Source organism: Halomonas sp. (genome assembly GCF_029263665.1).
In the GTDB taxonomy this organism is placed as follows: domain Bacteria; phylum Pseudomonadota; class Gammaproteobacteria; order Pseudomonadales; family Halomonadaceae; genus Halomonas.
This window is the reverse complement of the sequence record NZ_JAJUFQ010000016.1, coordinates 26807-40015: the sequence shown is the minus strand read 5'-3', so window position 1 is coordinate 40015 and position 13209 is coordinate 26807. Positions and strand designations below refer to the sequence as shown.

Annotated in this window: 13 protein-coding genes; 6 read left to right on the top strand and 7 right to left on the bottom strand. The window is 55.0% G+C overall.

Going from position 1 to position 13209, the window contains the following annotated elements; translation table 11 throughout:
• Positions 1-81: 81 nt before the first annotated feature.
• Positions 82-1209, bottom strand: coding sequence for an enoyl-CoA hydratase/isomerase family protein (locus Q1K07_RS14955; protein ID WP_300312491.1), 1128 nt, complete (start codon positions 1207-1209; stop codon positions 82-84).
• A 30-nt stretch (positions 1210-1239) separates the two neighbouring features.
• Positions 1240-2406: an acyl-CoA dehydrogenase family protein gene (locus Q1K07_RS14950; RefSeq protein WP_300312488.1), complete on the bottom strand. Its 1167-nt coding sequence runs from the start codon at positions 2404-2406 to the stop codon at positions 1240-1242.
• 351 nt (positions 2407-2757) lie between these two features.
• On the opposite strand from Q1K07_RS14950, the gene Q1K07_RS14945 reads away from it, so the two are divergent.
• A complete protein-coding gene (locus tag Q1K07_RS14945; RefSeq protein ID WP_300312485.1) occupies positions 2758-3207 on the top strand; it encodes a MerR family DNA-binding transcriptional regulator in 450 nt (149 codons plus the stop codon).
• 330 nt (positions 3208-3537) lie between these two features.
• Positions 3538-5229 carry an AMP-binding protein gene (locus tag Q1K07_RS14940; protein ID WP_300312483.1) on the top strand — a complete coding sequence of 564 codons (1692 nt, stop codon included), beginning with the start codon at positions 3538-3540 and terminating at the stop codon, positions 5227-5229.
• Positions 5230-5524: 295 nt separating this feature from the next.
• Here the strand turns inward: Q1K07_RS14940 and Q1K07_RS14935 are convergent, their stop codons facing one another.
• Positions 5525-6103: a hypoxanthine-guanine phosphoribosyltransferase gene (locus Q1K07_RS14935; protein WP_300312480.1), complete on the bottom strand. Its 579-nt coding sequence runs from the start codon at positions 6101-6103 to the stop codon at positions 5525-5527.
• 179 nt (positions 6104-6282) lie between these two features.
• The gene (gene nagZ, locus Q1K07_RS14930; RefSeq protein WP_300312478.1) at positions 6283-7296 is read right to left on the bottom strand and encodes a beta-N-acetylhexosaminidase; all 1014 of its coding nucleotides are present in this window, start codon (positions 7294-7296) and stop codon (positions 6283-6285) included.
• Between the two features lie 246 nt (positions 7297-7542).
• On the opposite strand from nagZ, the gene Q1K07_RS14925 reads away from it, so the two are divergent.
• The 4 genes from Q1K07_RS14925 to Q1K07_RS14910 all read left to right on the top strand — a co-directional run bounded on the left by Q1K07_RS14925 (position 7543) and on the right by Q1K07_RS14910 (position 10153).
• Positions 7543-8223: an A24 family peptidase gene (locus Q1K07_RS14925; protein WP_300312475.1), complete on the top strand. Its 681-nt coding sequence runs from the start codon at positions 7543-7545 to the stop codon at positions 8221-8223.
• 44 nt (positions 8224-8267) lie between these two features.
• Complete coding sequence (gene coaE, locus Q1K07_RS14920) at positions 8268-8891, top strand: dephospho-CoA kinase (RefSeq protein ID WP_300312473.1); 624 nt, start codon at positions 8268-8270, stop codon at positions 8889-8891.
• A gap of 136 nt (positions 8892-9027) precedes the next feature.
• Complete coding sequence (yacG, locus tag Q1K07_RS14915) at positions 9028-9264, top strand: DNA gyrase inhibitor YacG (protein WP_149285020.1); 237 nt, start codon at positions 9028-9030, stop codon at positions 9262-9264.
• Between the two features lie 7 nt (positions 9265-9271).
• Positions 9272-10153: a DNA replication terminus site-binding protein gene (locus Q1K07_RS14910; protein WP_300312469.1), complete on the top strand. Its 882-nt coding sequence runs from the start codon at positions 9272-9274 to the stop codon at positions 10151-10153.
• Positions 10154-10169: 16 nt separating this feature from the next.
• Here the strand turns inward: Q1K07_RS14910 and Q1K07_RS14905 are convergent, their stop codons facing one another.
• The 3 genes from Q1K07_RS14905 to rpsA all read right to left on the bottom strand — a co-directional run bounded on the left by Q1K07_RS14905 (position 10170) and on the right by rpsA (position 13108).
• Positions 10170-10478, bottom strand: a complete 309-nt coding sequence (locus Q1K07_RS14905) for a hypothetical protein (RefSeq protein WP_300312466.1) — start codon at positions 10476-10478, stop codon at positions 10170-10172.
• Positions 10479-10732: 254 nt separating this feature from the next.
• Complete coding sequence (locus Q1K07_RS14900) at positions 10733-11110, bottom strand: histone-like nucleoid-structuring protein, MvaT/MvaU family (RefSeq protein WP_300312462.1); 378 nt, start codon at positions 11108-11110, stop codon at positions 10733-10735.
• 321 nt (positions 11111-11431) lie between these two features.
• Entirely contained in the window at positions 11432-13108 is a 1677-nt protein-coding gene (gene rpsA / locus Q1K07_RS14895; RefSeq protein WP_300312460.1) for a 30S ribosomal protein S1, read from the bottom strand.
• Positions 13109-13209 lie beyond the last annotated feature (101 nt).

Genomic DNA, 13209 nt, shown 5'->3' with positions numbered 1-13209 from the left:
GCCAGTTCGCCTTGTTGGTATATCCGCTCTTTTTGTTGGTATAGAAGCGCCATGACTGAAATGAAAATGTCATGGCCGGGATCAGAGGTCGTCCAGTGGTCCAGGTTGCTGATGCCAGGGAGGGCTGAACATGGCCTCAAGGTCTGCGTCCGAAATGCTAGAAACATCCTGATGACGCCAACGTGGGGACTGATCCTTGTCGATCAACAGGGCTCTGACCCCCTCGGCGAAATCACCAAGCACATTGCATTGTATGGATGCCACCAGTTCATCGCGGAAGGCATCGGCCAGAGAGCCGTGGCGGTGGCGTTCCAGCATTTCCCAAGCCAACCGGGCCGAAAGTGGGCAACCTGCCGCCAGCCTCTTGCGGTTGGCAGCCAGCCAATTGTCTTCATTGGTATCTTCCAGTATGGCCGCTATCGCATCTTCCACCCGGGCCTTGCGCGTCAGAGATTGCAGATGATCAAGCAACGGGCGTACCTGGGCTGACGGTGCCAGATCCCGACGCTCAAGCTCAGCGACAATGCGCATGATGACGGCTTCAGCGCTATCCTCACTGCCTTCCACCATATGACTGTCACAAATGGCCGCGAGCAACTCATCCTTGCTCTCTCTGGGGATGAAATGATCGGCCAGGCCCAGATCAAGAGCATCCCTGGCGTTCAGGTTGGCCCCAGTCAGGCCCAGATAGGCACCGATGCCTGGCAGCATGCGATTGAGAAACCAGCTGGCACCAATATCAGGATATAGGCCAATGGTGATTTCCGGCATGGCAATACGAGTCGTTTCCGTGACCAGACGATGGTTCGCTCCAGCGGTGAGGCCCAGGCCTCCTCCCATCACGATGCCATCGGCCCAGACCAGCACGGGTTTCGGATAAGTATGCAGGAAGTAGTCAAGACGATATTCGTGGGTGAAATATTCCTGGGCATGACTGCCTCGTACACCACCTTCATCTTCTTCCTGCTTGAGCGCCTTGACCAGGGAAACCACATCTCCCCCCGCACAAAAGGCCTTGCCTCCTGCCCCATCCAGCCATACGGCATGGATGGCTGGATCCTCTGCCCACTGCCGCAACCGGGTATCAAGCAGTTGAATCATTTCCAGGCTCAATGCATTGAGGCTTCGCGGTGCATTCAGAGTAGCCAGGCCAATCCGTCCGCCATCCGCGGTAGTGCGTTCCTCGAAAACGACGACAGATTCCGTCATCACCTTCTCCTTGTTCATTGACATGTCCAGTTACTGCAGCGACTCGATCACACCATTCTGCAGCAGACGGCGAGCCACAATCAGGCGCATGATTTCGTTGGTGCCTTCCAGTATCTGATGTACTCGCGTATCACGGACCAGCCTTTCCAGAGGGTATTCGCAAATGTAGCCATAGCCCCCATGCAGTTGCAGCGCCTCATTGCACACTCGGAATCCCACATCAGTAGCAAAGCGCTTGGCCATCGCACAGTGCGCAGTCGCCTCAGGATCCTTGTTGTCCAGACGCCAGGCAGCCTGACGTACCATCAGACGCGCCGCCATCAATTCAGTGGCCATGTCAGCGAGCTTGAACTGCAACGCCTGAAACGCCGATAGCTCCTTGCCAAACTGCTTGCGCTCTCCCATATAGTTACGTGCCAGGGTCAGGGCCTGCTGAGCTGCGCCCAGGGAACAACTGGCGATATTGAGCCGTCCGCCATCGAGCCCCTTCATGGCAAACTTGAAGCCTTCGCCTTCCTCACCTAGTCGATATTCCCCAGGGACACGCACTCCATCAAAACTGATCAGTCGGGTGGGTTGGCTTTTCCACCCCATCTTCTCTTCTTTCTTGCCGTAGCTGATGCCCTCAGCGTCGGCGGGAACGACGAAAGCAGACACCCCGCTGGCACCGCTATCCGCTGCACCAGTACGTGCCATCACCACCAACACCTCCGTGGAGCCGGCTCCCGAAATGAACATCTTAGCGCCGTGCAACACATAATCGTCACCATCACGTTCCGCCTTGGTGCGAAGGTTGGCGGCATCCGACCCCGCGCCCGGCTCCGTCAGGCAGTATGAGCCCAGCAGTTGCCCGCTGACCATCGCTCCTGAATAACGCTCCTTGACGCTATCGCTTCCCCAGTTGGCGATCATCCAGGTGACCATATTGTGAATAGTCAGATAAGCCGTGGTAGCGATACAGCCCTGAGAGAGCTGCTCAAAAATGAGCGAAGCATCTAGCCGGGAAAGACCGAGACCACCTTGTTCTTCAGGGGTATAGATGCCAAGGAAACCGGCTTCCCCTGCACGACGAATGACATCAAGAGGGAAATGTGACGCCTTGTCCCAGTCGGCAGCATGATCAACAAGCTCGACCCGGGCGAAGTCCGCAGCTGCGGCAACAAGCGCCCTCTGGTCATCACTCAGAGTAAAATCCATGGTTCAACCTCTTTGATGAGTAGTGACAGCACTGATAGAAGCCTCATGGATGCCATGCTTCAAGCAAAGATGATGCGCTATCAGCGTGATACGCCCAACCTAGCACTTGCTTGGTTTATGCCATATCACTCCATGGTCGTACTTATGACATCAGTAGCTCTTGCACACTCCGCCACCAGCGGCTGTGATGCCCGGATACATCATTTTTCTCTCATGCTCTCTTCACGCTTATGATGATGCTAATGCGGCTTTACGTTTACGTAAACGTCGTCTAGTGTTTTCACTGACAAGGCCTTCCCGGAACCCAAAGGTCCGGTTCCGGGAAGGCCACCGACTCAAGGACACTTCACCATGAACGATGCTCTCGACCGCGGCAGCCTGCAGGGCAATCAGCGCACCTACACGATTGGTGAGTTGGCCAAGATGTTCGAGGTAACACCGCGCACCATCCGCTTTTATGAACAAGAAGGCCTGGTATCACCACTGCGCCAGGGACAGAAACGTATTTATAGAGACAAGGACCGTGTGCGCCTGAAGCTCACACTGCGGGGAAAGCGCCTGGGATTTTCACTGGCTGAAATACGCGAAGTGGTGCTGATGTATGACGCCATGCCGGGTGGCGATGCCCTCCAGCTCAAACGCCTGCTTGAGATCATTGCCGAAAAACGCTCTGAACTGGACCGTCAGCTTGAGGACATTCGTCTGATGCGACTGGAAATGGACCATGTTGTCCAACGTGCCCAAGAAGCCCTGAGTCAACTCGGACAACAGGAAAAACAGGAAAAACAGGAACAGATATAGGAGGCTGCTGACAAAGGTTACGAGCGATGGCCAGACAAGGCGGAATCCGCCGAGCAAGCGCAGTTTATAAGGTGTAAATGAGCATTTTGAGGCGAATTGACTCGCTTCGCTCGCCCTTCGGGCCAGCCTTGGCTGTTATCTCCGCTTCGCTCCGGTCCAACGCCGCATGGTCGAGCAGAGTAGTTTGTCAGCAGCCCCATGGGTCATCCCGGTGAAGAGATTTGCCAACGTCCATGTCAGTGACTGAAGAGCCGGCAACACGCTCGACACACGATTGAGAATAACAACAACCTCCCTTACATGATCAGCAACAACAAGACGAGAACCAAGATGACACGCCAGACCCCCTCGCTCAGTTACGTCAGCGGCATCAGTGATCTTCCACTCAAGGGCCAAACCATTGGCGACTGCTTCGATGACACGGTTGCGCGCTTTCCAGATCGAGACGCCTTGATCAGTCGTCACCAGGGGCTCAGGTATACCTGGCGCGAATTGCAGAGCACCGTCAACCAGGCTGCCCGAGGGCTGCTGGCCATGGGGGTAAAGAAAGGCGATCGCGTAGGTATCTGGTCTCCCAATTGCGCTGAATGGACCATCACTCAATTCGCCACTGCCAAGATCGGTGCCATATTGGTCAACATCAACCCCAGTTATCGCTCTCACGAGCTGGAATATGCGCTCAACCAGTCAGGCACATCCACACTCATCCTGCAGGGTACTTTCAAGACTTCCGACTATGTCGCCATTCTTGCCGAGTTGGCCCCGGAACTGAATGAAATACAGGATGCGGCACCATTGAAACTGGCCAGACTACCCGAGCTCAAACGGGTCATCTGTCTCGATACCACCCGTGCACTTCCCGGCATGAACGTATGGGACAAGATGCTGGAACGCGGCCACGAGATCAATGAAGAGGATCTGGCCAACTTGCAGGACACGCTCCAGTTCGATGACCCGATCAACATTCAATACACTTCAGGTACTACCGGAGCCCCAAAAGGCGCAACGCTGTCACACCACAACATCCTCAACAATGGACTGTTCGTGGGCAGGACCATGAATCTGAGTGAACAGGACCGTATGGTCATTCCCGTTCCTCTCTATCACTGCTTTGGCATGGTCATGGGGAATCTCGGCTGCGTCACCCATGGCACCTGCATGATCTATCCCGGCGATGGCTTTGACCCTGAAGCTACCTTGCTAAGCGTTTGCGAGGAAAAGGCCACCGCCCTGTACGGTGTCCCTACCATGTTCATCGCCGAACTCGAGCACCCCAGTTTCGACACATGCGACCTGTCTACACTGAGGACCGGTATCATGGCAGGCTCCATCTGCCCCATCGAAGTGATGCGCAAGGTCATTGAGCGTATGCACATGAAGGACGTCACTATCTGCTATGGCATGACCGAAACCAGCCCTGTGAGCCTCCAGACCACCACTGAAGCAACACTCGAAAAACGCGTGACGACAGTGGGCACCATCCACCCTCACCTTGAAGTGAAGCTGATCAGCCCGGAAACAGGCGCCGTTGTTCCCCGGGGACAGACCGGTGAATTATGCACCCGTGGCTATAGCGTCATGGTCGGCTATTGGAACAACAGGGAAGCAACGGACAAAGCCATTGACGGGTCGGGCTGGATGCATACCGGAGATCTGGCCACCATGGACGATGAAGGTTATGTCTCTATCGTCGGGCGTATCAAGGATATGATCATTCGTGGTGGCGAGAATATCTATCCCCGGGAAATCGAGGATTTCCTTTATACCCACGAGGCAATCTCCGATGTCCAGGTCATTGGAGTGCCTGACCAGAAGTACGGTGAGGAAGTGATGGCCTGGGTCAAGCTGGCCGAAGGGAGCTATCTGACCGAAGAAGAGCTCAAGGCCTTCTGCCAAGGCAGGATTGCTCACTACAAGATCCCACGCTATATAAAATTCGTCGAGACCTTCCCGATGACGGTGACGGGAAAGATCCAGAAATTCAAGATGCGCCAGCAGGCCAGTGACGAACTGGGGTTGTAGCCAGCGGTAAGCGGTAAGCGGTAAGCGGTAAGCGGTAAGCGGTAAGCGGTAAGCGGTAAGCGGTAAGCGGTAAGCGGTAAGCGGTAAGCGGTAAGCGGTAAGCGGTAAGCGGTAAGCGGTAAGCCAGCAGTGTTCCTCCAGGGCCAAGCCCATGCAACAACACAAGAAAGCCCCTGACGTTTCACTGTGCAGGGGCTTTCACTTATCGCTTCAAGCTTATGGCTTACGGCTTAAAGCTTAAAGCTTAAAGCTTATGGCTTATGGCTTATGGCTTATGGATCGTAGTCAGACTCGCCTACATTCCCTTCGGTGCGAATATGCCAGGAGCATTCCGCCAGTATCCCTTGTAATCCATGCCAAAGCCGAAGACATAACGATCCGCGACTTCAAGGCTGCAATAATCCGCCTTGAGCCCAGGCACAGCCTTGCGGTCATGGCTCTTGTCCACCAGTACCGCAGTGGACACGCTCTGAGCGCCAGCCTCGCGGCAATATTCGAGAATCGCGGCCAAAGTGGCACCTTCATCCAGAATGTCATCGACAATCACGACATGGCGGCCGGCCATGGGAATTTCTGGAGACACGCGCCAGAACAGCTCTCCACCACGAGTCTTGCCTCGATAGCGGGTGGCATGCAGATAGTCGACTTCCAACGGGAAGCCCAGACGCGGCATCAAGTGTCCTGTCGTGATCAAACCGCCATTCATGACGCAATAGAACACAGGCAGCTTGTCGCCCAGATCACGCGTAATCTCATCCGCCATGCGGTCAAGGGCACGCTCAACTTCATCGTGACTGATCAAGCAGTCAGCGTTATCCATGACATCGCGCATGTCATCAAGGGATGCACTGTACACGGGATCGAGTTTCGGCATAAAGGCAGCTCATTCATCAATCAATCATCAGAAACAGGGGAACTCTCCGACTACTCCCGCACTCGATACCCAAATGGCCATTCCTCCACAGGTATACACGTTTGACAGACCAGCGGCTAACGTATCCAGACAGCCAACATATAAAGTGCGAATGAGTAGCGGATTTCCCTGCAGGTCAATCAGGAAGCGTTCATCGCTTCCAGTCGCGCATGGATACGTCTCCAACGGCCAAGTGCGGACAAGGCGTCCAGATCAGGGCGTGCCCGGCCATAGCGCAGGCGAGAGGCTCGTTTCGACGTCATGCCTTCACAGGCAGCCAGCACTTCACGGGCAGCAGGTCGATCATTGCAGATCAGCACCATATCACAACCAGCATCCAGAGCTGCATGGGCACGCTCGGCCGGCCCGCCAGCCACATGGGCCCCCGCCATGGTCAGATCATCAGAAAAGATCACTCCCTTGAATCCCAGGCTTTCGCGCAGCATACCTAGCCAGGAAGGCGAGAATCCTGCCGGACGCGAGTCAAAGGCGGGATACACGACATGTGCCGGCATCACGGCATCCAGACGCGAGGCAAGCTTCGTGAACGGCAGCAGGTCACTGGAACGCAATGCATCAAGATCACGCTCATCCACTGCCATCTCGTGATGAGTATCCGTAGCAACACCGCCATGTCCCGGAAAATGCTTGCCAACACCTACCATGCCGGCTTCGTGCAAGCCATCCAGGAAAGCACCAGCCAGCGTCGCTACTGTTTCGGGACAATCAGCAAAGCTGCGATTACCAATCACTGACGATAGTCCTACGTCAACATCCAGCACCGGGGCAAAGCTCAGATCAAGACCGCAGGCCGCCATTTCCATTCCCAGCAACCAACCTGCGTCCTGGCACAGGCGCACAGCCACTTCAGGTGCCGCACGATATTCCTGGCCAAGGCGAGCCATCGGAGGAATGCGAGTCACGCCATCCTTGAGGCGCTGTACCCGCCCTCCCTCCTGGTCGATGCCCAGCAGCAGGCCAGGCCTTGCTTCACGAATCGAACTACACAGTTCTCTGACCTGGGCCGCTTCAAGAGTATTGCGTGCAAACAGAATCACGCCGCCCACCGCCGGGTGCTGGAGCAGCTCGCACTCTTCAGCCGTCAATTCCGGGCCATCAAGGTCGAGCATCACTGGTCCGAGCGTCTGAGTCATGTCGCCTACCTGATCGGAAAAAAGGGGATGAGTTTAGACCAAAGTCAGTGCTCGTGACACCCTACCACTCAATAATGGCCCTATCACACCAAGGACGCCCATAGTGATAGCACTCCACCTACAGCAACGTAACGCTGAAAACTTAGGCCTGGAATACTGCGGCTTGAAATACTGCGGCCTGAAAAATTTCAGCCTGAACATCCTCAAACTAGAAAACACAGCGTTAGAAACATGGCGCCAGATAACATGACGCTTATCGCCATGTGCGGACTGCCATGCGGAGTAATGGTCGCGCTTGGCACCCAATATTGGATTGGCAAACATGCTCCCGGCCGCCCCCCCTATTTTCCGATATGGTCATTGAGCATGGTGGGAGCCTGCAGCCTGGCAGTGGCCACCGTCATGACCCAAGGAGCTTCCCTGGAAGCTGCATGGCGATACGCAGCAGAACTCATACTCCTGGCACTGGCAATCATTGATCTTTATACCTTGCTGCTGCCTAACCTTCTGACATTGCCATTGTTGGGAGCAGGTCTCGCCTTTCAGAACACTTTCCATCCAGAAGCACTCCCCTCTGCCATTATCGCAGTCCTGGTGGGCTATGGAGTAACATGGTGCTTCGCAGCGTCTTATCGTTGGCTCAATGGCCATGATGGGCTGGGGCTGGGGGACGTCAAGCTGTTTGCTGCATTAGGCGCCTGGACAGGCTGGCAAAGCCTTCCTCTCCTCATGACAATGGCGGCTCTTGGCGGCATATGCTGTGCCCTTCTCGTGCAATTCATGGTGCCGCAGTCACGGGGCAAACCTTTTCCCTTCGGCCCCTGGCTCGCATTTGCCGGATGGCTGGAACTGCTTGCAGGCAATGAGATAATGATCTGCTATCAAGCCGTTATTGTTGAAATGTTCCCGTTTCTTCATAACGCTTAATCCAGAGCGCCTCAACAGCAGGCCCCAGCAGTGGAACAGCATGCATGATCATAGGAATGACAGGAGGAATTGCTTCGGGGAAATCGACGGTTGCCAGAGCCTTCGGCCAACTGGGCATTGGCTGGGTGGATGCCGACGATGTTGCTCGAGAAATCGTCAAGCCAGGAACACCGGCGCTGGCAGACATCGTCGCACGCTATGGCCCGCACATCCTCAACAGTGATGGCAGCCTCGACAGGGCCGCTCTACGTACCATCGTTTTCGCAGACCCAGAACAGCGCCGTTGGCTGGAAAGCGTGACACATCCACGTATTCGTGCATGCATAGTATCACACCTGCACGAGCTCCAGCATCAAGGCAGCCCCTATGTGCTGCTGGTATCGCCACTTCTGTTTGAGTCCGGTCAATCGGCACTGGTCGATCGCACCCTCGTCATCGACATTCCCGAAAGACTCCAGATCTCTCGTACTATCGCCCGAGACAATGTCGATGAGGCACAAGCCAAGGCCATTCTTGCTGCCCAGATGTCGCGTCAGGAACGCTTGTCCCGAGCTGATGATGTCATTGACAATGATGGCGACCTCGCAAGTCTTGAGACACAGGTCAGGATACTCGACCAACGCTATCGCCAATTGGCTAGCGACAACGTTTTGCCCAATCGCCGGTGATGGATCATCCTAATAGGCATGCCCTCCAGCATTGGCAGTGCAAGCACCAATCGTCTGGCACGGAATACCCGGTGTCGAGCAAGCACACTAGGCATACCTCCTATATCAGCAACCTGACAAAGGAAAAAAATCTCTGATGAGTCATGAGAGCGGAAAGCGCCCCTTGGAAGTCGCCTGCCCGCAATGCAAGAAACGCGTCGCCTGGAGCCAGGACAATCCCTACCGTCCCTTCTGCAGCAAACGCTGCCGCTTGCTGGACCTTGGCGCCTGGGCAGATGGCACACATCGCATTGCCGGAGAACCAGCGATGGATGAAACCAGCATAGATGAATGGGTAGCGCAAGCAGAGCGGGACCAGCATCTCAATGACTGAAGACGCCATGAGCGCTCATATTGCCACACCTGCGTATCGCCTTCTGGCGGAGTTGGAACGCCACTTCGATCGCATCGTTGAAGGTGTGGAGGAAATGGTCGACGCATGGCAAGCCTCAGGGCTGCCTGCTTGGTCCTTTGACCAGCCACAGAACGCCGACGCGAAATGGCTCAAGCATGTCTTGAGTGACGTCTGGTATGAAGATGGCCAGGATGGACGTGCGACCCATAGCCATATCGGCCTGGTTGCAGCAAATGAAACCACCTTGATGAAGGCCTGCGCAGTCAATGCAGCCAAGGCAGATTTTGCCAAGGTACTGGCTGATATCCGCAAGGAAGCACCGACTCTCGTTCCCGAAATCAAAGCGGTGATTCCTTTTCGCCACCCCGAACTTCACACCCATCTCAAGGGTACCGGCTTGGCGCGCCTGCATCTCAAGCAGTGTTGGCGTGCACTGCCTATCGCCGAAGCTCCGGTGGCGAAAGTCCGTCTGGCCTGGTATAGCAGTGGGCGCTCCATCACACGCCTGAGCGTGGCAGAGGCTGAACGTCGCTTGATGGCACTGGACAATACAGCCGACCACATCCGCATTCAATTGAAACGCTTGGCAGGCATTCCGTCACAAGAGCCCTTGGCGCAGGTACAACGCCAGGCACCACTCATGCGAGCCAATCTATTTTTTACCGAGCCTTTGACCAATGGCAAGACCCGGCGCGCGCTCAATGTGGCGCTACCCCTGCTGGTCCCCTGCCCTTCAGGAAAACTACCTGACTACAATACCCCTCCAACATCCCCGCCAGTGGAACGAAAAAGGGCTCGGCGCAGCGACGAGCGCCTGGAAGACGAAATGTTTCTACCAAGCCTGCGAGTCTATCGCTACCGACAGTGACACCCCTTGAGATGTATCAGGCAACACGCCCCTGGCTTTTCAATGTCTCAAGCAAACGCGCAACATCTTCAGGCTGCAGCGAATACTCTTGCATCAGAGTACGCAGGCGCTCCTCGAAGCGGCGATTGGCTTCTTCTTCCACACGCTGCGTTTCTTCTGCTTCCAGGTCTGCCAGCGAACGTACGGGAGGGCCGGTCGGAATCTTGGCAGCTTGAGAAGGGTTATCTAGACTACGCAGCGCTTCCGCAAAGGCATCGTCCAGTTCACGGAACCGACGCAGTTTTTCACGCTCATCCATAGGCTTCTGAAAGCTCTGTGATTTCATTTGTTACTTGCCGTTAACGACATGTCGTCAATTGGGAACATACTAATGCCCAAGAGAGCACGCCTGAAAAAATAGCCGAAGTGCCATATCAGCATTACAAACCATATGCAGCCTGATTATTTATACGCTAGAAATGCCCTAGAGAGGCACACGTCGCTCGCAGATGATACGAGTTGTGCAGGGGTCTGACAGGGGCAAATCAAAATGGCCGCGGGGCGCGGCCATTTTACCACTTCCTGGAGGCCAGGTGCGAATTACTCTTCTACGCGCACCAGCCAAGACTCTACGGTATCAGCACCGTGTTCTTCCTTCCAGGCTTTCAGGGTCTTATGGTTACCGCCACGGGTTTCCACGACTTCACCGCTATTCGGGTTCTTGTAGATCTTCAGCTTGCGCTTACGACGGCCATCAGAGGCAGGCGCGGCTTTGCTAGATGTAGAGCGGGAAGATGGATCAAGCAGCGCAATGACATCAGCAGTGCTTTTGCCAAATTCGCTCATCAAAGACTCAAGCTTATCCTTAAACTCAAGCTCGGCCTTCAAGCGATCATCATTCTGCAGTTTCTCGAGACGCGTTCTGAGCTGCTCGAGCTGCTGCTCCATCTGCATGTAATCATTCAGAAGTGACGACATATTACTCAACCTTAGAATTTATTCAGGAATGCATAAGTATTATTGCCTCTAATGTTAATATTGGCAACCTCATACATCCAGACAATCTCAACTAACAATAACCATTGTTAGTATTTTCGGCAACTGTATGACTATGAGGAGAAGTATTTGTTCCTGAAAAAGCGTTCGAATATGTGCCAGGACTATATACCATGAACAAGTTGATAACATACAAAAACGCCGCCCCAAGAGGAGCGGCGTTTTAATCTTCAGGCAGAACTACGAGTCGAAGAATGCTACTTGCACTTCCAACCCATACTTTCTACCTCAGAGAGTCATGACTTAGTCCTGACCCATCTGCTGCTTGATCAGGTCACCGATAGTGGTCGGACCACCAACTTCGACTTCCTGCTCACGCAGTTTACTCATGTTGCGGCGAGTATCGTCCTGATCCTTGGCCTTGACAGACAAGGTGATCTGGCGATTCTTGCGATCGACGCCAACAATGCGAGCTTCAACGCTATCACCTTCGTTCAGCACGTTACGGGCATCTTCAACGCGGTCGGCGCTGATTTCAGAAGCCTTCAGCACTGCGATGACGTCAGTCGCCAGCTCGACGTGAGCTTCCTTGGCATCAACTTCGACAACACGGCCAGTCACGATGGCACCCTTGTCATTTACAGCCAGGAACTCTGCGACCGGATCGCTGTCGAGCTGCTTGATGCCCAGGGAGATGCGCTCACGCTCCGGGTCGATGGACAGAATGACGGCTTCAGCTTCGTCGCCCTTCTTGAAGGAACGCACAGCCTCTTCACCAGTCTCGGTCCAGGAGATGTCGGACAGATGAACCAGGCCATCGATGCCACCGTCCAGGCCGATGAAGATACCAAAGTCGGTAATGGACTTGATGGTACCAGCAACGCGGTCGCCCTTGTTGAATTGGCCGTTGAAGGTTTCCCACGGATTAGCAGTGCACTGCTTGATACCCAGGGAGATACGACGACGCTCTTCGTCGATATCCAGAACCATGACGTCCACATCGTCGCCAACCTGGACAACCTTGGACGGATGGATGTTCTTGTTGGTCCAGTCCATTTCGGAGACGTGAACCAGACCCTCGACACCTTCTTCCAGTTCGGCGAAGCAGCCGTAGTCGGTGAGGTTGGTGACACGAGCGTGCACCTTGGTGCCTTCCGGGTAACGATCCTTGATGTTGACCCACGGATCTTCGCCCAGCTGCTTCAGGCCCAGAGAAACGCGGTTGCGCTCACGGTCGAACTTCAGCACCTTGACATTGATCTCATCGCCAACGGCAACGATTTCGCTCGGATGCTTGATACGCTTCCAAGCCATGTCGGTGATGTGCAGCAGGCCATCGACACCGCCCAGATCAACGAAGGCACCGTAGTCAGTCAGGTTCTTGACGATACCGGTGATCTGCTGACCTTCCTGCAGAGTTGCCAGCAGCGCTTCGCGCTCGGCACTGTTCTCGGCTTCGAGAACCGCGCGGCGGGAAACCACGACGTTGTTGCGCTTCGGATCAAGCTTAATGACCTTGAAGTCCAGCTCTTTGTTCTCCAGATGCGCAGTATCGCGAACCGGACGAACGTCGACCAGGGAACCCGGCAGGAAAGCACGGATGGAGTCGACATCAACAGTGAAGCCGCCCTTGACCTTGCCGTTGATCACGCCCTTGACGATCTCTTCCTTCTCGAAGGCAGCTTCCAGCACCTTCCACGCTTCGGCACGCTTGGCCTTCTCGCGAGACAGGCGGGTTTCACCAAAGCCGTCTTCCACAGCTTCGAGCGCAACATGCACTTCGTCGCCAACGGCAATAGTCAGCTCACCACTGTCGTCACGGAATTGCGCAGCAGGGATCTGACCTTCGGACTTCAGGCCGGCATTGACGGTAACCCAGTCACCTTCAATATCGACAACAGTAGCCGCGACGATGGCGCCCGGCTCCATGTTGATGTCCTGGAGAGATTGTTCAAACAGTTCAGCAAAGCTTTCGCTCATGATGTTCCTACGAGATCAACGTTGAGTGCGGCAGGGCCGCTTCTCCGCACCACCAGCGAGTGCGGGCCATTTTCCGATAACCCCCGGGGACGTTGACGCTG

Bases quoted from the DNA above. Each gene is read 5' to 3' on its own strand.
- Q1K07_RS14945 (WP_300312485.1), top strand. From the start codon at position 2,758: ATGAACGATGCTCTCGACCGCGGCAGCCTGCAGGGCAATCAGCGCACC.
- yacG (WP_149285020.1), top strand. From the start codon at position 9,028: ATGAGTCATGAGAGCGGAAAGCGCCCCTTGGAAGTCGCCTGCCCGCAA.
- rpsA (WP_300312460.1), bottom strand. From the start codon at position 13,108: ATGAGCGAAAGCTTTGCTGAACTGTTTGAACAATCTCTCCAGGACATC.
- Q1K07_RS14925 (WP_300312475.1), top strand. From the start codon at position 7,543: ATGACGCTTATCGCCATGTGCGGACTGCCATGCGGAGTAATGGTCGCG.
- Q1K07_RS14950 (WP_300312488.1), bottom strand. From the start codon at position 2,406: ATGGATTTTACTCTGAGTGATGACCAGAGGGCGCTTGTTGCCGCAGCT.
- Q1K07_RS14910 (WP_300312469.1), top strand. From the start codon at position 9,272: ATGAGCGCTCATATTGCCACACCTGCGTATCGCCTTCTGGCGGAGTTG.
- nagZ (WP_300312478.1), bottom strand. From the start codon at position 7,296: ATGACTCAGACGCTCGGACCAGTGATGCTCGACCTTGATGGCCCGGAA.
- Q1K07_RS14955 (WP_300312491.1), bottom strand. From the start codon at position 1,209: ATGACGGAATCTGTCGTCGTTTTCGAGGAACGCACTACCGCGGATGGC.
- Q1K07_RS14940 (WP_300312483.1), top strand. From the start codon at position 3,538: ATGACACGCCAGACCCCCTCGCTCAGTTACGTCAGCGGCATCAGTGAT.
- Q1K07_RS14935 (WP_300312480.1), bottom strand. From the start codon at position 6,103: ATGCCGAAACTCGATCCCGTGTACAGTGCATCCCTTGATGACATGCGC.
- Q1K07_RS14900 (WP_300312462.1), bottom strand. From the start codon at position 11,110: ATGTCGTCACTTCTGAATGATTACATGCAGATGGAGCAGCAGCTCGAG.
- Q1K07_RS14905 (WP_300312466.1), bottom strand. From the start codon at position 10,478: ATGAAATCACAGAGCTTTCAGAAGCCTATGGATGAGCGTGAAAAACTG.
- coaE (WP_300312473.1), top strand. From the start codon at position 8,268: ATGATCATAGGAATGACAGGAGGAATTGCTTCGGGGAAATCGACGGTT.